The 17,556-nt window shown below is 70.6% G+C and carries 18 protein-coding genes; 4 read left to right on the plus strand and 14 right to left on the minus strand.

All coding sequences use genetic code 11. The annotated features are described in order from the left end of the window. Window positions 1-77: 77 nt before the first annotated feature. From AAHG03_RS12245 to AAHG03_RS12285, 9 genes are all read right to left on the minus strand, one after another. Window positions 78-563 (minus strand): hypothetical protein, encoded by a 486-nt coding sequence (locus AAHG03_RS12245; RefSeq protein ID WP_342150945.1) that lies wholly within the window; start codon window positions 561-563, stop codon window positions 78-80. A gap of 93 nt (window positions 564-656) precedes the next feature. After that, window positions 657-1,190, minus strand: a complete 534-nt coding sequence (locus tag AAHG03_RS12250; RefSeq protein ID WP_342150946.1) for a hypothetical protein — start codon at window positions 1,188-1,190, stop codon at window positions 657-659. Between the two features lie 164 nt (window positions 1,191-1,354). Then, the gene (locus AAHG03_RS12255) at window positions 1,355-1,666 is read right to left on the minus strand and encodes a hypothetical protein (protein WP_342150947.1); all 312 of its coding nucleotides are present in this window, start codon (window positions 1,664-1,666) and stop codon (window positions 1,355-1,357) included. 25 nt (window positions 1,667-1,691) lie between these two features. Further along, complete coding sequence (locus AAHG03_RS12260) at window positions 1,692-1,835, minus strand: hypothetical protein (RefSeq protein ID WP_342150948.1); 144 nt, start codon at window positions 1,833-1,835, stop codon at window positions 1,692-1,694. Between the two features lie 254 nt (window positions 1,836-2,089). Next, window positions 2,090-2,914 (minus strand): 3-methyl-2-oxobutanoate hydroxymethyltransferase, encoded by an 825-nt coding sequence (gene panB / locus AAHG03_RS12265; protein WP_342150949.1) that lies wholly within the window; start codon window positions 2,912-2,914, stop codon window positions 2,090-2,092. A 333-nt stretch (window positions 2,915-3,247) separates the two neighbouring features. Beyond that, entirely contained in the window at window positions 3,248-3,634 is a 387-nt protein-coding gene (locus AAHG03_RS12270; RefSeq protein ID WP_342150950.1) for a thioredoxin family protein, read from the minus strand. Window positions 3,635-3,645: 11 nt separating this feature from the next. Beyond that, window positions 3,646-4,224 carry a rhodanese-like domain-containing protein gene (locus AAHG03_RS12275; RefSeq protein ID WP_342150951.1) on the minus strand — a complete coding sequence of 193 codons (579 nt, stop codon included), beginning with the start codon at window positions 4,222-4,224 and terminating at the stop codon, window positions 3,646-3,648. Between the two features lie 4 nt (window positions 4,225-4,228). Continuing rightward, entirely contained in the window at window positions 4,229-5,044 is an 816-nt protein-coding gene (locus tag AAHG03_RS12280) for a quinoprotein dehydrogenase-associated SoxYZ-like carrier (protein WP_342150952.1), read from the minus strand. Between the two features lie 34 nt (window positions 5,045-5,078). Further along, complete coding sequence (locus AAHG03_RS12285; protein ID WP_342150953.1) at window positions 5,079-6,008, minus strand: quinoprotein relay system zinc metallohydrolase 2; 930 nt, start codon at window positions 6,006-6,008, stop codon at window positions 5,079-5,081. A gap of 181 nt (window positions 6,009-6,189) precedes the next feature. Between AAHG03_RS12285 and AAHG03_RS12290 the strand changes: the two genes are divergently transcribed. Continuing rightward, entirely contained in the window at window positions 6,190-6,765 is a 576-nt protein-coding gene (locus tag AAHG03_RS12290; protein ID WP_342150954.1) for a TetR/AcrR family transcriptional regulator, read from the plus strand. Between the two features lie 21 nt (window positions 6,766-6,786). Here the strand turns inward: AAHG03_RS12290 and AAHG03_RS12295 are convergent, their stop codons facing one another. Beyond that, on the minus strand, window positions 6,787-7,062 hold the full coding sequence (locus tag AAHG03_RS12295; RefSeq protein WP_342150955.1) for a hypothetical protein: 276 nt from the start codon (window positions 7,060-7,062) through the stop codon (window positions 6,787-6,789). Between the two features lie 285 nt (window positions 7,063-7,347). On the opposite strand from AAHG03_RS12295, the gene AAHG03_RS12300 reads away from it, so the two are divergent. Continuing rightward, the gene (locus tag AAHG03_RS12300; protein ID WP_342150956.1) at window positions 7,348-8,337 is read left to right on the plus strand and encodes a CobW family GTP-binding protein; all 990 of its coding nucleotides are present in this window, start codon (window positions 7,348-7,350) and stop codon (window positions 8,335-8,337) included. A gap of 188 nt (window positions 8,338-8,525) precedes the next feature. Here AAHG03_RS12300 and AAHG03_RS12305 read toward each other — a convergent pair whose 3' ends face one another. Together AAHG03_RS12305 and AAHG03_RS12310 are read right to left on the minus strand one after the other, a co-directional pair. Continuing rightward, on the minus strand, window positions 8,526-9,680 hold the full coding sequence (locus AAHG03_RS12305) for a GNAT family N-acetyltransferase (RefSeq protein ID WP_342150958.1): 1,155 nt from the start codon (window positions 9,678-9,680) through the stop codon (window positions 8,526-8,528). 4 nt (window positions 9,681-9,684) lie between these two features. Beyond that, the gene (locus AAHG03_RS12310) at window positions 9,685-11,070 is read right to left on the minus strand and encodes a lipopolysaccharide biosynthesis protein (RefSeq protein ID WP_342150959.1); all 1,386 of its coding nucleotides are present in this window, start codon (window positions 11,068-11,070) and stop codon (window positions 9,685-9,687) included. A gap of 257 nt (window positions 11,071-11,327) precedes the next feature. Between AAHG03_RS12310 and AAHG03_RS12315 the strand changes: the two genes are divergently transcribed. Continuing rightward, entirely contained in the window at window positions 11,328-11,471 is a 144-nt protein-coding gene (locus AAHG03_RS12315) for a NepR family anti-sigma factor (RefSeq protein ID WP_342150960.1), read from the plus strand. A gap of 334 nt (window positions 11,472-11,805) precedes the next feature. On the opposite strand, the gene AAHG03_RS12320 is transcribed toward AAHG03_RS12315, so the two are convergent. Then, window positions 11,806-12,768 carry an SGNH/GDSL hydrolase family protein gene (locus tag AAHG03_RS12320; RefSeq protein WP_342150961.1) on the minus strand — a complete coding sequence of 321 codons (963 nt, stop codon included), beginning with the start codon at window positions 12,766-12,768 and terminating at the stop codon, window positions 11,806-11,808. Then, a complete protein-coding gene (locus AAHG03_RS12325; RefSeq protein ID WP_342150962.1) occupies window positions 12,690-13,826 on the minus strand; it encodes an OpgC family protein in 1,137 nt (378 codons plus the stop codon). The genes AAHG03_RS12320 and AAHG03_RS12325 overlap by 79 nt, the downstream gene beginning before the upstream one ends. A gap of 302 nt (window positions 13,827-14,128) precedes the next feature. Here AAHG03_RS12325 and AAHG03_RS12330 point away from each other — a divergent pair, with 302 nt between their 5' ends. Beyond that, window positions 14,129-17,425: a hybrid sensor histidine kinase/response regulator gene (locus tag AAHG03_RS12330; RefSeq protein ID WP_342150963.1), complete on the plus strand. Its 3,297-nt coding sequence runs from the start codon at window positions 14,129-14,131 to the stop codon at window positions 17,423-17,425. The last annotated feature ends 131 nt before the right edge of the window (window positions 17,426-17,556 follow it).

Genomic DNA, 17,556 nt, shown 5'->3' on the forward strand with positions numbered 1-17,556 from the left:
GCGATTAATGGAGAGTTTCGCTCGAATTTAACATAAAATACTTTGATCGATCAGGTACCTGACTTTGATCGCCAAAATCAGCTCGCGGGCTGGGGGCGCCGGATCAGCCGTGGGCGCCAGATGCCGAACACGACGTTGAGGGTGGCGATGAACAGGAGTACCCACAGCGTGCCCCGCTCCGCGCCGAGATCCTGACCCAGACTCGCCGGGTTCACGCGGCCGGCGAGCGCCTCGGCGCTCAGGCGCGCCTCCTCCTGCATCGGCCCCTGCACGCCGACGAACCCCCACTCGAACATCACGATGCCGGTGGCGAGCTTGGCCCAGGCCCAGCCGGCATTGTGGAAGGCGCGTTGCGCGATGGAGAGCAGGCCGGCGAGCAGCGTGAGCGCCAGCGAGGGCAGGAACAGCCACGTCGCCACCGCCCCCATGGCGCCGCGGATCAGGGCATAGCTCTCGATGGCGGCCGGCGACGGCACCCGCCCGAGCAGCACGAGCAGGGCGGCCATCGCCCCCATGAGCCCGATGGCCCCCATGGTGTGCAGGAACTTGAGAAGGCGCCGCATCGCGTCCCGCCCCCGGCCGGATCGTGGACGAGAGCCTATCGGAAATTTTCGAGAGGCGGGAGGCGCCCGCGCGCACGTCGCCGTGAGGCGGTCTCAGGCGAACAGGTCGAGCTGCGCCGCCGGGGTTTTCGTGCGCCGGGCCGGGCGCGCGGGCGGGGCCGGCGGGGCGAGATCGGGCAGCGGGATGCCGGGCTTGGCGTAGAGCACCGCGCCGACGACGCGGGTGCGCTCACGATTCATCAGGACGCAGCAGGTGTGCGGGCCGCTCCGGCAGATTTCCTGCACCAGGGCCTCGTCGGGTGGCAGCGCGGCGACCGCCTCCAGCAGGCCCGACAGGCCGACGGCGGCCACGCCCAGCACGCGGAACTCGAAGGCCTGCCCGCCCCAGGTATGGCGCACCGCGCCGGCCTTGGTGGCGGCGAACGGGTTGCTGGCGAAGGCGGTCGCCTCGTCGCGCAGGAAGGCGGCGATCGCCGCGCCCTCGGGCAGAGCGGCGGCGCGGACGAGGTCGGCGAGTCGGTGTTTCGAGAGGTCTCGGGAGGTTTGCACGAAGGCGAGGCTGGCACAGGGCCCGCCCGCCGGTCGAGGCGAGGCCAGCGGAAGGCTGTGGATTCCGCCCTGGGACACCCGGCGCCTCCCACCCCTCCCCCTCATCCTGAGGTGCGGAGCGAAGCGCAGCCTCGAAGGAGGGCTCCAGGGATCGCGCGGCTGGCTGGAGCCCTCCTTCGAGGCTCAGCCTTCGGCTGAGCACCTCAGGATGAGGGGAGTGGGTGGGAGGAAGAGAGAAGCCTCTACCGCACCGAGTTCTCGCCGTGATTGCTCTGAACGCAGCGATAGCCGGCGAAGCAGTAGGGCTCGTCCAACGTCGGCTCGAAGGCCGGGGCGCCGACCACCTCGTTCCGGCAGGCGCCGCTCTCGTAATACACGGTCTCGTAGGCGGTCGGGCTCGACGCCAGCACGACGCGGCCCCGGCGCGCCACGAGGCCCTGCACCGCCGCGCAGGTGAGCGCGGGGGTGAACGGTCGATCCGAACCGAGCGGCTGGGCCGCGGCCGGACCGGCCATGAGACCGGCGAGCAGGAGGATGGAGGCCGCGCGCGTCATGGTCGAGGGTTCCATTAAGAGCGCGCTATCTGCGCCGACGATCCGGCGCGGCGCAAGCCGGCTCGGTCTCCCGCTCCGCCCGCCGGCCGCCCTGCGCCGGGCGGGGAAACAGCACCATGCCGGCGAGCGCCCCGAGGAACCCGGCCAGTCCGAGGCGATACAGTCGCATGGCGTCTCTCCGTGGCTGTCGATTGCGACACCGCTCGACGACGGCAGAACCCGGCTCCTCTCGTCCCCTTGCGGGGAGGAGGCAGGAGGTGGGGGTGGTTCAGAAGGAACCGTCACGGTGCCTCCTGCACGACCCCCACCCCTGACCCCTCCCCACCCAGATCGGGCCTGCCCGATCTGGGCAAGCAAGGTACGGATCTCGGGCAAGCCCGAGGTCCGTGGGGAGGGGAAACGCGCGCGATCCGCCCAAAAGAATCAGCGCGGCGCGTAGGTATGCTCGTCGGCGGGGAATCTCCCTTCGCGGACTTCCTCGGCGTACATCCGCACCGCGCCCTCGATATGCTCGCGCAGCGAGCCGTAGCCCTTGACGAATTTCGGGGCGTGCTCGCTGAGGCCCAGCATGTCCTCCAGCACGAGGATCTGGCCGTCGCAGGCGCTGGTGGCGCCGATGCCGATGGTGGCCGCCGTCACGGCCGGGTCGGTCGCGATGGCGCGGGCCACCGGCTCGACGATGCCCTCCAGCACGATGGCGAAGGCGCCCGCGTCGCTGATGGCGCGGGCGTCGGCGATGAGGCGCGCCTCGTCGCCCGCGCCGTGGCCCTGCACCTTGAAGCCGCCCATCGTGTTCACGGATTGGGGGGTGAGCCCGATATGGCCCATCACCGGCACGCCGCGCTCGGTCAGGAAGGCGACGGTGTCGGCAAAGCGCGCCCCGCCCTCCAGCTTGATCGCCCCGGCCCCGGTCTCCTTGAGGACGCGGGCGGCGCTGAGGAAGGCCTGCTCCCGGCTCGCCTCGTAGGAGCCGAACGGCATGTCGACGACGACGAGGGCGCGGGACGTGCCCCGCATCACGGCCTGGGCCTGGACGATCATCATCTCCAGCGTCACCGGCAGGGTCGATTCCATGCCGTGCATCACCATGCCGAGCGAGTCGCCGACGAGGATGAAGTCGCAATAGGGATCGAGGATGCCCGCCGTGTGGGCGTGGTAGGCGGTCAGCGCGATGATCTTGCGCCCCTCCGCCTTGCGCTTGGCCAGGTCGACCGCCCTGAGGCGACGGGACTGGACGTGCTGCGACATGGCTTGCCATCCGGGATGCGTTCCGGGCGCGCCGGAACCGTCGTGGGAGGCCCGTCTATAGCCCGGTTCGCCCGGACGTTCGACGCCGTGTGCTTGCAGAAAAATGTGGCCCGGAGGCACCTGCCTCCTGTTGCGGTGGCGTTTGCCGCCCCGCGCGCCCGTTATTCGGGCGTTTCCTCCCTAGACTTCGGACCGCCTCCGGGCGTGCCGTTTTTCCGCCACATCCGGCCCGGTGTCAACCGCCCTCGCCTGTCACAAGGGGTTTGAAATTGCTCGAATTTCGAGCTTTGCCGGAAACTTGTCGAAAATGTGACAAATGATTGAGGCGGACCCTCAGAGCGCCTTCTCCAGAAGCTGCTCGATCCATTCGGGTTGGGTCTCGCCGACGGAGCGGCCGACCTCGGCCTTGCCCTTGTAGGCGATCAGCGTGCTCTGCGTCCGCGCCTCGAACCGGCGCACGAGATCGCGCTGGCTGTCGAAGTCGATGGTGAAGACCGCCAGATCCTTGAACCGCGGCTCGGCGGAAAGTGTGGCCAGGATCGGCTTCTGCGTCTTGCAGATCGGGCACCAGGGCGCCGAGATCTGCACGAGGATCGGCCGGCCCGCCGCCTGCGCCGCCTCGAAGGCGGCGGCGTCGAACGGCACGGGCGCGGCGGCCCGCGCCGTCCCGGCGAAGATCAGGGCGGCGGTCAGCGCGAGCGCGTGGCGGCGGGTCGGCATCGAGAAAAGCCCTATCGCTCGGGTGGGGCGCTCGCCGCGACCCATTGCGGGTCGGGCTTCACGGCCGCGGTGTCGTGGTCGTCCTGCCAGCCCTCGACGCCAAGCGGGAACCAGTAGACGCGGGAATACCCCGCCGCCACCAGCCGCTTGCCGGCGTTCCAGCTGCCCCAGCATTCCGGCCGGCAGAAGGTGACGATCGCTTTGGCCTTGTCGCCGCCGGTCAGCGCGGCGACGCGGGCGAGGAACGCCTCTTCCCGCGCCGGAGCCAGCGGCACCTCGCCCGCCCCCGGCAGCCAGACGGCGTCGGGCAGCGAGCGGTGGGTCGGCAGCCAGGGACGGTTCGCCGGAAAGCCCGCGGGCTTGCGGTCGGCCAGCACCACGTCGAGCAGCACCGGCTTTTCGGGCAGCAGCGTCTCCAGCCCCTTGAGGTCGAGCACGGTCGCCCCTTTCAGGGTCGCGGGCGTGTAGCCGTGCGTGGGGCCGGTATAGAGCCCCTCGGGCTCGGGCACGTTCACCGGCGAATCCGCCGGCCCCGCGCCCCCGAGCATCAGCCCGAGGGCGAGAAGGGCGGCGGTTCGGGCGATCCGCATCGGCTCAGTTGCTCGCCGCGGGGAGTTGGAACGTGTGCTCCCAGCGTCCGCCCTGGTTGTCGGTGGCCGCGACCTTGATCGGGCCCTTGCCCTCGGGCTTGATCCCGAAATTGATCACCGGGTTCGAGGCGATGGAGATGTCGCCGGCGAGGCTGAACACGAGCTGGTCGCCGTGGGTGACGTCGAGCTTGTCGACGTAGCGGGCCGGCGTGTAGTCGCGGGTGACCTGGTTCATCTGCATGCCGGAAAAGTTCGGGTGGCGCACCATCAGGGTCGCCTCGACCGGCTGACCGCCCTGGGCCCCGCCGGCGAACTTCATCCGCATGTCGCCCATGCCCTTCATCGCCTCCTCGTCGCTCATGCCCATCGGGGCCGAGCAGCCGCCGGACGCCTTCACGAACTTGGCCGACTCGATCAGCTTGCCGTCCTTGGTCTCCACCACGGCGTGGACGTTGGTGTAGTTGTTCACCCGCACCCGCATCTTGATCTCGGCCGGGTCGGCGGCCGGACCGAAGGTGAAGTGCGCGGCGTAGGGCGACGGGTTGTCGTCGATGATGAAATAGAGGCCCTTGACGTTGTCCTTGTCGGCGAGCGTCAGGCCGATCGGCACCAGCGAGGCGTCGAGCGCGCGGGCGGGCGCGTCGATCTTCACCGCGGCATCGTTCGCCTCGACCGCGCGGTCGCCGAAGATCGTCTTCTTGATCTCGGTCCAGCGGGCGGCGCGCTCCTCGTCGGAATCGGTGGCGCCGGCCCGCACCGGCACGGGGGCGAGCGCGGCGGCCGAGAGGGTGAGGCTGAGGGCGAGGAGCAGGCGTTTCATGGTCGTTTCCTTCCGAATCTTCTAAGTCGCGGGATCACTCCCATTCGAGCTCTTGGTAGGCCTGGGTGACGTTGCGGCCGTTATAGGTGTCGAACAGGGCCCACTTGTCCTTCTCCCCCTGCGCGACCGTCGTCACCGCCCGCTCGATCGGCGTGTCGGCGGCGACCGCCTTGCGGGTCTCGTCGCGCAATGTTGTGAGATAACGCGCGAGATCGCCGAGCGAAGGCGCGAGCTTCACCCGCGTCGGGCCGTGGCCCGGCACGGCGTCGGTGGCGCCCATGTCTTTGAGCCGCTCGATCTCCTTGAGCCAGCCGATCAGGCTGCCGTCGAGCGAGGGGATGCGGCCGACGAACAGCAGGTCGGCGGGAAACAAGAGGCCGCTGCCGGAATCCAGCATCGACAGGTCGCAATTGGTGTGCGCGGTGCCGTGCGCCGTGAGCCGCAGCGTGCGGTCGCCGAGATCGATCTCGGCCCCGTCCTTCACCTCCATGGTGGGATAGACCACCGTGCCGGCCCGCTCCTCGCCGAGGATGTCGACGAGGCGCTTGCGGTAGAACTCGCCGCGCGCGTCGAGCGCACCGCGGAGCATCGCGTGGCCGACGAAGGTCGGGTTGTCGGCCTTGAAGGCGGCGGCGCCGAAGACGTGGTCGGGATGCACGTGGGTCAGCATCACGTATTTGATCGGCTTGTCGGTGCGCTTCCCGATCTCGGCGCGCAGCCACTGCCCGTCGGCGAGGCTGCCGCCGGATTCGGTCACCAGCACCCCGTCGCGCCCGACGATGAAGCCGATATTGGCAATCGCGTCGTTGTTCTCAGGGCTTGCTTCCGCGTCGGGGCCGCGGCGCACGAAGATGCCGGGCGCCACCTCGTCCATGGAGAAGGATTCGGCGGCGCGCCCGAGGGTCGGCAGGCAGCACAGGCACAGGCCGCCGAACAGGGCCTGCCTACGGGTCGCGGCGCTCACGCCGCGCTCCCCGGCTCGCTGCTCCGGCCGGCGTACCGCCATATGCCGTCTCCTCCCGATTTCTCGGTGATATATTGCCAACCATCTAGTAGGTAGATTTCCGGCGCGTCAAGTGCGATCCTGGCCTAGGTGACTTGGGCGGGATCGCGTTTGCGTGAGCGCCCCGGACGACGGACGGACGATGAGAGACACGCGCGCGTCGCTCCTGAGCGAGGCCGAGATCCTGGTACGCGGCCGGGGCTATTCGGGTTTCAGCTACGCCGACCTCGCCGAGGCGGTGGGCATCCGCAAGGCCAGCATCCACCACCATTTCCGCACCAAGGAAGACCTCGCGGGCGCGCTGCTCGCGGCCTACGCGGCGCGCTACGACGCGGCGCTCGCCGACATCCTGGCGCAGACCCCGGACGGCGTGGCGCGGATCGAGGCCTACGGAAAGCTCTATCTCGGCGGGGTCGAGCAGGGGCTCGGCTGCCTGTGCGCGGCGCTCGCCGTCGAATTGGAGACCCTGCCCGAGGGCCTGCGGCGGCAGCTCAGTGCGTTTTTCGAGGGGCACATCGCCTGGCTCGAGCGGGTGCTGGCGGAAGGCGTCGCCGACGGCAGCGTCCGCCCCGGGATCGACCCGCCCTCGCATGCCCGCATGGTGGTGGCGACCTTGGAGGGCGCGCTGCTGCTGGAGCGGTTTCTGGCGGGGCCGGCGGGGTTCGGGCAGGCGCTGGGGGCGCTGAGCGCGGGGTTGCGGCCGGGCAGCGGATCGTGAAACCCGGCCCGCACCGATACCTTAAATATTCTCCTTCCCGGCCTGCTCGGAGCACGCCTTGAAGATGTCCGAGATCGACAGGTTCGAGTGACCGGGCGCCTTCGCCGTGTCGTCGAGGCAGGAGCGCACGCCGGCCTTGGACGAGGCGCCGCCCGACGCGTCCATCTTCTGCAGGAGGGCGTCCTTTTCGGCCGGCGAGGCCGCGCCCCAAGCCTGCATCTTGTCACCCGTCCCGAGCGCGAAGGCGGGCGTCGCCAGCACGGACAGGGAGACGGCGCCAGTGAGAAGGAAGCGCATGGTCAGGACCTCGGGTTGCGATGGACCGATAACGGCACGCCGGACTTCATCGAGAAGCCGGCCGCAGCCGAAGCGCAGGCCGGTACGAGCACGAGTGTCCGTTTGAGGTGAACTAGGCGCCGAAGGGCCGCCGAAACGGCCGAGGGCTTAGGGCAAATACGCGCAGTCCGCCGCGCCCCTCGCGGCGTGGTGGCGTTTCCCCGGATAAGCGCGCCCCGACCTTCCATCGGGCCCCGCTGATACAATATGACAGCCTCAAACACCCCTCACAGCACAAGCGCCCCGATGTCCGACGCCTCTCCCCTCGCCGCCTCGTCCCAAAAGATCCCGGTGACGGTGCTCACCGGCTATCTCGGGGCCGGCAAGACGACGCTGCTCAACCGCATCCTCACCGAACAGCACGGCAAGCGCTACGCCGTGATCGTCAACGAGTTCGGCGAGATCGGCATCGACAACGACCTCGTGGTCGGGGCCGACGAGGAAGTGTTCGAGATGAACAACGGCTGCGTCTGCTGCACCGTGCGCGGCGACCTGATCCGCATCATGGACGGCCTGGTGAAGCGCCGCGGCAAGTTCGACGCGATCATCGTCGAGACCACGGGGCTCGCCGACCCGGCCCCCGTGGCGCAAACCTTCTTCGTCGATCAGGACGTGGGCGAGGCCGCCCGCCTCGACGCGGTGGTGACGGTGGCCGACGCCAAGTGGCTGACCGACCGGCTCGCCGACGCGCCCGAGGCCAAGAACCAGATCGCCTTCGCCGACGTGATCCTGCTCAACAAGTCCGACCTCGTCTCGGGCGACGACCTCGACCGGGTCGAGGGCCGGATTCGCGCGATCAACCCCTGGGCCAAGGTCCACCGCACCCAGCGCTGCGACATCGCCCTCGATCAGGTGCTCGACCGCAACGCCTTCGACCTGTCGCGCATCCTCGACATCGAGCCCGACTTCCTAGAGGAGGGCCACCATCACCATCACGACGAACAGATGCAGTCGGTCTCGGCGAAGATCGACGGGCCGGTGGACCCGGAAAAGTTCATGCCCTGGATCTCGAACCTGACCCAGGTTCAGGGGCCGGACATCCTGCGCTGCAAGGGCATCGTCGCCTTCCCCGACGAGCCCAAGCGCTTCGTCTTCCAGGGCGTCCACATGATCCTCGACGGCGACGTGCAGGGCGAATGGGGCGCCGACGAGCCCCGCGTCTCCCGCGTCGTCTTCATCGGCCGCAACCTCGACCCGGAGGCGATCCGCCAGGGGTTTTACGAGTGTAAGGTCTGATCGGGCGGTCGGCGCTTCCAACCCACTCTCCTCATCCCGAGGTGCCGGAGCGAAGCGGAGGCCTCGAAGGAGGGCTCCGGCAGTCGCGAGCGAGCTGGAGCCCTCCTTCGAGGCTGAGCTGACGCTCAGCACCTCAGGATGAGGGGATGGGTGGGAGAGGCGTCCCGAAGGAACGCGAAAACCCGCCGCTACCGCCGCCCCATCAGCCGCTTCATCTCCGCCCGCGCCCGGTGCTCGAAGCGGGCGAGGTCGGCGCGGCGTTCCAGGGGGAGGAGGCTGCCGCCGCCGGGGGGTTGGGCAAGGATCTCGGCGATCCGCACGCGCTCGGGGAACAGGCCCTCCAGGGGCGAGCCCGGCAGCGTCGCCGAATCGAGCCGGTCGGCGAAGGCGGTGTCGTGGAGCGCGCGGACGATCTCGTCCTCCAGCACGAGGCCGGGGGCGTGGGCGCGCAAGGACTCGTCGTAGGCGGTCTTGAGCAGGTAGGCGGTCGGGCCCGACACCAGGGCGAGGCTCGCGGCGATCGTCCGGCCGTCGAGGCAGAGGGAATCGGCCCGCACCGCGGGCGGACCGGATGCTTCGTCCTGCCGAAACAGGGCGTGGGCGAAGCGGGTGGTGTCGGCGCGGCTGGCGAGCGCCGTGCCGGCCTCGCCCTTCCAGCCCGCGGCCTCCAGCGCCAGGAAGCCGTCGAGCGCCCGCTCCAGGGCTGGGCCCTCCGTGGCGACCACGAAGGTCAGCGCACCGGATTCGCCGAGGCGGCGGCGGCGGCGGCGCAGGTCCTTCAGGCGGCTCTTGTGCGGGTGGGTGGCCAGGAACGCGGCGTGGTCCGGGCGACGGTCGAGGACCGGGCGCTCGAAGCTCGCCACGGTGGCGACCTGCCAGCCGGCGCGTTCCATCGCGGCGATCAGGCCCGCGCCGAGGCGGCTCTCGGTCGCCAGCAGCGGCCAGCGCCAGCAGCGCCCGTCGGAGGCCAGCGCGAGGCCGGCCACCAGGGCGTCGAGCCGGGCGTCGAGACCGGGGCCGTCGGCGACGAGGGGCAGGCTCGCGGTCACGTAGGGGGAGAGGAAGGGCTGGGCCACCGCCGCGCCGAACCCGGCGATGTCGGCCCGCAGGACGAAGGGCAGCAAAGCCGCGAGGCCGTCCGGGCCGCGCACGACCACCGCGGCGAGATCGTCGGGGGCAAGCCCGCTCGCGCGGTGCGCCGCGACCGGGCGGCGGGCGTAGAACGGATGCGGCTCGGCCGCCGCCAGCGCCAGCGCGTCCCAAGGCCCCGCCGCGAGGGCGGAGACGGGCTCGACGGCGGCGTTGAAGGCAGACGGCAGGACCGAGCGGAGGGGGATTCCCATGGGTTCAGGCGGTGCCTCGGCCTCGGGACGGGAGGGAGAAGGCCGGCGTGGCGATGCCGTGCACCGCCCTGGCGCCCGCCGCCATGGCGAGGCCGCGTAGCGCGTTGGCGCCGGCCATGGCGAGCGCCGCCCCGACGATGCCGAACCAGGGGATCAGGACGAGGCAGAGCAGGACGGCGAGCGCCAGCGCGGCGAGCGTGATGGCGACGCAGAGCCGCTCACCGCCGAGCATGATCAGGATGTCCTCGCCCGGCCCGAACAGGCTCGCCGCGACGCCGCCCGCGACGAGGATCGCCAGCACCGGCAGGCTGTCGTGGAAGTCCGAGCCGAACAGGCCGAGCAGCAGCGGCGCGGCGGCGATGACGCCGAGCCCGACCAGAACCGTGCCGAGGAAGGTCCAGCGCGCCTGCGCCCGCACGAGGGCGGCCAGCCCCGCCTCGTCGCCCTCGGCGCGGGCGGCGGCGAAGCGCGGCGCGGTCGCCGCGGAGGCCGCGTAGGCGACGAAGACCACGAATTGCTGGATGCGCGTGGCGGCGAAGTACAGGCCCACCGCCGCGGGCGGGGCGAGGAAGCCCAGGAGCACCACGTCGATGAAGCCGAAGGCGCTGGTGGCGAGTTCGCCCGCCGCGATCGGCAGGCAGGCGGTGAGCCAGATCTTCCAGCGATAGGTGCGGGGGCCCGCGGGCAGGTGGCGGCGTAATCGTGCCAGCAGCACCACGCCCTGCACGGTCGCGGCGACGCCTGTCGCGACCAGCGTGCAGGCGATGGCGACCCAGGCGTGGGCGGGTGCGCCGAACAGCACGGCGCCGACCATGCCGGCCATGATCAGCCCCTGGCGCAGCAGGTAGGGCGGCGCGATGGCGAGCATCGGCCAGCCCTGGCTGCGGGCCACGCCTTCGAGATAGTCTTGGAACGCGAAGAGCGGCACGACGAGGACGGCGACGAGGATCGGGGCGCCGTAGAGGCCGTCGAGGATGTCGTGCTGGATCTCGGCGACGGCGAGGCCGGCGAGCGCGAGGCTCAGGCCCCCCGCCGTGCCGACCAGCGCCCCACCGAGGAGGAAGCCGCGCACCGCGTCGAGATGGCCGCGCGCCCGCTCGACGGGGAGGAAGCGGCTCGCGCCCTGCGCCAGACCGAGGGTCGCGGTGTGGCCGAGGATCGCGATCCAGACCCAGACGGTGGCGAAGATGCCGTATTCCTCGCCGCCCATCATCCGGGCCATCAGCACCTGGGCGAGGTAGGCGCAGCCCGCCGCCGCGATGCGCACCGAGAACACCCCGAGCGCCGCCCCGCCGGCCCCGGCGCGCGCCGCCATCGCCCAGGCGCGAACCCGGCGGACCGGGGACGCCGCGTCCGGGATGGGGCCGGCCGCCCACTCATCCGCCGCCAAGGCCACGCCCTCCCCCGGAGCCGGACGCATCCGGCACATTCGAGCCTCAGGCTAGGGGACTTGGCGTTTCGGCGAGGTTAAGCCGGGGGCCGGCGCCCGGGGCGCCCGCATAGGTTTTCCGGGCTATCCCGCCCATCGGCGAAATCGCGCCGGCTTAGGCTTTTCTTCGCGCTTGCCTTCCGCGAGCGCCGATCAATGTTAGCCCCATGGTTCACGCGCGGGCACACACCGAATCGCTGCCGGCCGATCAGGGCCCGGTGCTGGATGCACAGACCCGGGAACGCCTCGGGCGCCAGCTCAAGGCGCTATACGAGCCCGTGATCGACGAGCCCCTCGATCCGCGGCTGGCGGAGCTGCTCCAGCAGCTGGAAAGCGACAAGCGCGAGCGGGGCGACCACTGAGGCCGAGAGGCCGGCCGGGGGTCATGGTGCGAAAGCGCACCACCCGGCGGACAAAGCGCCCTTCATGCACATCGCGCAGCCCGAGACGGGTTGCTTTGTGCGACGCAGCATATAACTTCGACTCATGCGAGATCGCGATGGCGTCGCGGTCCCGTTGCCCTTCTTGGGCGTTTCCTCCCTAGACTTCGGGCCGCTCCTTCACCGGGGCGGCCTTTTTTGTCTCGGGTGACGGGCGGTTTAGCCGGCTCGGGGGCGGGCGCCAAGGGCCTTTGCGCAGGATTTTGCCAAAACCCGTCCTGATTGCCGCAATTTTTATCTCGTCCGGGGCCTTGGGCTAGTTTCCGCGTCCCGCGGGAGCGGCCTCACGGCCCGGCACCACGGGGCGGGTCGCGGTGCCGGTGCGGTCGGGGACCGCGCTCGGGTCGGGCTTCACCGGATCGGATTGCAGCAGCGACAGGGTGATCGCGCGGGTCGCGTGCTCGGCCATGCAGCGCAGGCCCAGATCGTTCAGCCGGAACTGGCGCCCGAGCATGTGCGCTTCGTCGTTGCCCCGCGTCGAGAGGAAGCGCATCGCCGCGTAGCGGTGGACCAGCGGCACCGCCTCGCGCCGGGCGACCTCCTGCACGATGCCGACCATGCGGTTGTAATAATCGTCCTGGGCGAGGCTCGCGGTGAAGACCGGGTCGATCAGCACGATGTCGATGTCGTGCGACATCACCCACTTGACCGATTCGTCCAGTGCTTCCGCAAAGCTGTCGATGTCGACGCGGGCCAGCGCGTCGTTGGTGCCGACCTGCCAGATCACCAGATCGGGCTCGACCTCGGCCACGATGGTGCGCAGCCGCTCGCCCGCCCCGCTCGCGACCTCGCCGGGGAGCGCGCGCGATTCGACCTCGACCTGCACGTCCGGCAGCGCGCTCTCCAGCGCGTTCTCGAGCTTGACCGGATAGCTCGACCCGGTGCCGAGCCCCGCCGAGGACGAGCCGATGGAGAGCACCCGGATCGGCCGCTTCTCCTTGAGCGCGGCCTTGACCGCGTTGAGCTTGGCCAGCGTGTAGAGCTTGGAGCCCGGCACCCGGCATTCGGGCGACAGGCTCTGGTCGAGCGCCTCCGCCGCCTGGACCGGCGCCACCTTGACCGCGGAGGGCGGCGGGGCGGCCGGGGGCGTCTCGGCGCGCGCGGGCGCCGAAGCGAGGAGCCAACCTCCGAGGGCGAGACTCAGGCCGGCGGAGAGGCCGGGCGCGAGGCGGCGCCGTCGGGCGGCGTCCGCGGGGCGCGCGGTCTGCGGGCACGCCATTCGACGAACCATGCGGTGAAACCCAGTGCAAACAGGCCGGAGCCTACGACCGAAACATCGACGATGATACCGCCTCCGGTCTGGAAGCGCACGAACTGCGCGGCGAGGCTCAACAGCGATCCCATCGAGAACACCGCGAGCGAGTTGCGCCCGAGCCCCGAGAGGAACCGCGCGAGCGGCATTACCCGCGGCGCGATCAGCCCGTAGACCGCCTGGAACGCCAGCACCATCCCGCAGAAGTGGATCAGGCGCCCCGGCGACAGGTACGTCTTGTCGAAGGTGAAGACGAGGCGCGGCTCGGGCGCCAGCATCGGATCGGGGCGCAGCTCCCACACGGCGAGCACGACGCCGAGCACCACCAGCCCGATGCCGAGCGGCGTCAGCCGCCGGGCGAGCGCGCGCAGGCGCGGGTTCTCGCGGGCGGCCTCGTTCGAGACGAAGCCGAGGACGAGCAGGAGCTGCCAGCACAGCGGGTTGAAGAACCAGTCGCCCTCGCCCGGCCAGGACGGAACGTTCCACTCGAACACGAGGCTGGCCGCATAGAGCGAGAACGACAGGGCGAGCACGAGCGGCCGGCTGACGCGGCCGAGCAGCACCACGACGGGCGCGATGGCGATCAGCACGACGTAGAGCGGCAGGATGTTGAAGAAGCCGAGCTGGTGGGTCAGCAGCACGATGCCGACCATGGTCTGGATCGGGTCGGCGAAGAAGCCGCCGGCATTGTGCCATTCGAGGATGAGCGGGTTGTCGAGATAGAGCGCGCATCCCGCGATCATGGCGAGCGCCAGCGCCATGATGACGATCTGCGCCCGGTACACCTCGACCGTGCGCGACAGGAGCCGCAGCACGGTGATGAGCCGGGGCTCCGGCTGGCCGTCGCGCCCGCGGGTGGCGAGGCCGATCGACCAGCCGGCCAGGAACACGAACAGCTCGGCGGCGTCCGAGATGCCGTATTGCGAGAAGGTGTAGCGCTCGAAGAAGTTGCCCGGGATGTGGTTGATGAAGATCGTCACGAGCGCGACGCCACGCCAGAAATCGATCGCGTTCGGCTCGCGCATCAGGCTCCACGGTCCGGCGGTGTGACATCGCAGCGGCAGGCCCCGGCCTCCCGGGCGGGGGCGCGAGCCCCCGCCCGGCGCGCTTCGGGACCCGCGACCCGGAAGCGGTAAGGCGCGGCCGTGATAGACCGCGCCGGGGCGGCTTGGAAAGCCACGGTCGGGTGAGGATCGCCGGCATCGCGTGACACGTCGGCGGAGCGCGCCGCGCGATTGTCTCCCGAAAGCCGACATCCCGGCCTATCGGCCAAATGTCCGTGAGCGGGAGTTACACGGGAGCCTCTCACCTGTGTAAATCCGGGCGCATGACCGATCGACCCCCCTTCCTGGCCGGCGGCGGCGAGGCCGCCCGGATGATCGCCGAGCGCGATTGGACGGGGCATCCGCTCGGATCCCCGGAGACGTGGCCGGAATCGCTGCGCACGGCGCTGAGCCTCGTGCTCAACTCGCCCGAGAGCATGATCCTGGCCTGGGGCCCGGAACTGCATTTCTTCTTCAACGACACCTACTTCCCGCTGCTCGGGCCCCGCCTGTCCTGGGCGATGGGCGAACGCTTCGACAAAGTGTGGGCCGACGGCTGGGAACAGGCGAAACCCATCATCGACGAGGCCTTCGCCGGCCGCAGCCGCCGGTTCGAGGACCTGCCGTGGAAACTCGCCACCGACCGGGGCGAGGCCGACACGTGGTGGTCGTTCTCCTATTCGCGGGTGCTCGACGGGGAGGGCCGCATCGCGGGCCTGTTCATCTTCACCAACGAGACGACCAAGCGCATCCGGGCCGAGGAAAGCCGCCGCGCGGTGGAGGCGGAACTACGGGCCGAGCGCGACCGGGCCAAGGGCGTGCTCGACAACATGGGCGAGGCCTTCGCGCTGCTCGACCGCGACTTCCGCATCCTCGACATGAACGCCGAGGCCCTGCGCATGGACACGCGCCCGCGGGAGGCGGTCGTCGGGCGCATCCAGTGGGAGGTCTATCCCGACATGGACCCGGAACTGGTGCGCCTCCAGCGCCGGGCCATGGCCGAGCGCGTCCCCGTCGTGCTGGAGCACCGCTACGTCTGGTCCGACGGACGCATCGCCTGGATCGACATGCGCGCCTATCCCGTGAGCGAGGGGCTCGCGGTGTTCTACCGGGACGTCACCGCCCGGCGCGAGGCCGCTGACGCCTCGCGCCGCAGCGAGGCGCTGCTCGCCGCCACCCTCGACGCGCTCCCCGTGGGCGTCATCATCGCCGACGCGCAGGGCAAGATCGTGCGCGACAACGCCGCCAACCGGGCGATCTGGGGCGTGCCGCCGGAGACCCCGGACTGGACCGGTTACGGAGAGTGGAAGGGCTACTGGCCCGAGACCGGCGCGCGCCTCTCCGCCGAGGAATGGGGTATGGCCCGCGCGCTGCTGCACGGCGAGACGGTGCAGGACGAACTCGTCGAGATCGAGCGGTTCGACGGCACCGGGCGGCGGCTGTTCCTCAACAACGCCGCGCCGATCCGCGACGCGGCGGGCACCCTGCTCGGCGGCGTGGTGGCCGAACTCGACGTGACCGAGCGCATCGCCGTCGAGCGGCGCCTGCGGGAGAGCGAGGCGCTGGCCCGCGAGAACGCCGAGCGGGTCGGGCTGGCGCTCGCGGCCGGCGCCATCATCGGCACGTGGTTCTGGGACGTGACCGCGGACCGCTTCACCGTGGACGAGGCCTTCGCCCGCGCCTTCGGCCTCGATCCGGCGCTCGGCCGCGTGGGCCTCAGCCTGGAACAGGTGGTCGAGACGGTCCATCCCGACGACAAGGTGGGGCTGGCGCGGGCGATCGAGGCGGTGATCCGCAGCGGCGGCGCCTACGCCCACCAGTACCGGGTGCGGCGCGCCGACGGGCGTTACTACTGGATCGAGGCCAACGGCCGGGTCGAGCACGGAAGCGACGGCGGGCCGATCCGCTTCCCCGGCGTGCTCATCGACGTCGAGGAGCGCCGCGCCGTTGCGGCCGAGCGGGACCGCGCCAGCGCGCTCGCCCGCGAGAAGGCGGTCGAGTTCGAGACGCTGGCCGACAACATCCCGGTCCTGTGCTGGATGGCGCGGGCCGACGGGCACATCTACTGGTACAACCGACGCTGGTACAGCTATACCGGCACCGATTACGCGGCGATGCAGGGCTGGGGCTGGGAGGCCGTGCACGACCCGGCCGTACTCCCTTCTGTCACGGCGCGCTGGGGGCATTCGCTCGCCACCGGCGAACCCTTCGAGATGACCTTCCCGCTCAAAGGCGCGGACGGCGTGTTCCGGTCGTTCCTGACCCGCATCGTGCCGATCCGCGACGAGGCCGGCGCGGTGGTGCGCTGGTTCGGCACCAACGTCGATATCACCGAGCAGCGCGCCGCCCAGGATGCGCTCCGCGAACTCAACGAGACCCTGGAGGAGCAGGTCGCCACCCGCACCCGCGCGCTGATGCAGACCGAGGAGGCGTTGCGCCAGTCGCAGAAGATGGAAGCCGTGGGCCAGCTCACCGGCGGCATCGCCCACGACTTCAACAATTTGCTGGCCGGCATCTCCGGCTCGCTCGAACTGATGCAGACCCGCATCGGCCAGGGCCGGCTCAAGGACGTGGACCGCTACATGGGCGCGGCGCAGGGGGCGGCCAAGCGCGCCGCAGCACTCACCCACCGCCTGCTCGCCTTCTCCCGCCGTCAGACCCTCGACCCCAAGCCCACGGACGTGAACCGCCTCGTCTTCGGCCTGGAGGAGCTGATCCGCCGCACCGTGGGCCCGACGGTGACGATCGAGGTCGTCGGCGCCGCGGGTTTGTGGCCGACGCTGGTCGATCCGCCGCAACTCGAGAACGCGCTCTTGAACCTCTGCATCAACGCCCGCGACGCGATGCCGGAGGGCGGGCGCATCACCATCGAGACCGCCAACAAGTGGCTCGACCCCCAGGCCGCCCGCCGGCTCGACATGCCGCCCGGCCCCTATCTCGCGCTGTGCGTGACCGACAACGGCACCGGCATGAGCCCGGATGTCCAGGCCAAGGCGTTCGATCCGTTCTTCACCACGAAGCCCACCGGCCAGGGCACGGGTTTGGGCCTGTCGATGATCTACGGCTTCGCCAAGCAATCGGGCGGGCAGGTGCGGATTTATTCCGAACTCGGCCAGGGCACGACGATGTGCCTCTACCTGCCGCGCCATCACGGCGCGGCGACCGAGCCCGATTCGCACGGCCCCCTGGTCGATGCCCCCCGCGCCGAGCAGGGCGAGACGGTGCTTGTGGTCGACGACGAGCCGACCGTGCGGATGCTCGTCACCGAGGTGCTGGAAGACCTCGGCTACACCGCGATCGAGGCAGCCGACAGCGTCTCGGGCCTCAAGGTGCTGCAATCGGACGTGCGGATCGACCTGCTCATCACCGATGTGGGGCTACCCGGCGGCATGAACGGCCGCCAGATGGCCGATGCGGGCCGCGTCTCGCGGCCCGACCTGAAGATCCTGTTCATCACCGGCTACGCCGAGAACGCCGCGGTCGGCAACGGCCATCTGGAGCCCGGCATGGCGGTGCTGACCAAGCCCTTCGTGGTCGAGACGCTGGGCCTGCGCATCCGCGAAATGATCGCGCGGGGGTGAGGGGCCTGTGTCTCATGCGCCGTCCCGATCTTCGGCTCGAAACCCAGCCATCGGCCTGCTATGATGGTGGCATTGCGAAGACTCGTCCGACATCGTCCCCGAGCCGACCTGCGAAACCGGCGCCGGCCGCG

The organism is Methylorubrum subtropicum, assembly GCF_038442325.1.
GTDB lineage: Bacteria > Pseudomonadota > Alphaproteobacteria > Rhizobiales > Beijerinckiaceae > Methylobacterium > Methylobacterium subtropicum.

Coding starts and splice junctions, on each gene's coding strand:
- AAHG03_RS12245 (WP_342150945.1), bottom strand. CDS start 563: ATGCGGCGCCTTCTCAAGTTCCTGCACACCATGGGGGCCATCGGGCTC.
- AAHG03_RS12255 (WP_342150947.1), bottom strand. CDS start 1,666: ATGACGCGCGCGGCCTCCATCCTCCTGCTCGCCGGTCTCATGGCCGGT.
- AAHG03_RS12260 (WP_342150948.1), bottom strand. CDS start 1,835: ATGCGACTGTATCGCCTCGGACTGGCCGGGTTCCTCGGGGCGCTCGCC.
- panB (WP_342150949.1), bottom strand. CDS start 2,914: ATGTCGCAGCACGTCCAGTCCCGTCGCCTCAGGGCGGTCGACCTGGCC.
- AAHG03_RS12270 (WP_342150950.1), bottom strand. CDS start 3,634: ATGCCGACCCGCCGCCACGCGCTCGCGCTGACCGCCGCCCTGATCTTC.
- AAHG03_RS12275 (WP_342150951.1), bottom strand. CDS start 4,224: ATGCGGATCGCCCGAACCGCCGCCCTTCTCGCCCTCGGGCTGATGCTC.
- AAHG03_RS12280 (WP_342150952.1), bottom strand. CDS start 5,044: ATGAAACGCCTGCTCCTCGCCCTCAGCCTCACCCTCTCGGCCGCCGCG.
- AAHG03_RS12290 (WP_342150954.1), top strand. CDS start 6,190: ATGAGAGACACGCGCGCGTCGCTCCTGAGCGAGGCCGAGATCCTGGTA.
- AAHG03_RS12295 (WP_342150955.1), bottom strand. CDS start 7,062: ATGCGCTTCCTTCTCACTGGCGCCGTCTCCCTGTCCGTGCTGGCGACG.
- AAHG03_RS12300 (WP_342150956.1), top strand. CDS start 7,348: ATGTCCGACGCCTCTCCCCTCGCCGCCTCGTCCCAAAAGATCCCGGTG.
- AAHG03_RS12305 (WP_342150958.1), bottom strand. CDS start 9,680: ATGGGAATCCCCCTCCGCTCGGTCCTGCCGTCTGCCTTCAACGCCGCC.
- AAHG03_RS12320 (WP_342150961.1), bottom strand. CDS start 12,768: ATGGCGTGCCCGCAGACCGCGCGCCCCGCGGACGCCGCCCGACGGCGC.
- AAHG03_RS12325 (WP_342150962.1), bottom strand. CDS start 13,826: ATGCGCGAGCCGAACGCGATCGATTTCTGGCGTGGCGTCGCGCTCGTG.
- AAHG03_RS12330 (WP_342150963.1), top strand. CDS start 14,129: ATGACCGATCGACCCCCCTTCCTGGCCGGCGGCGGCGAGGCCGCCCGG.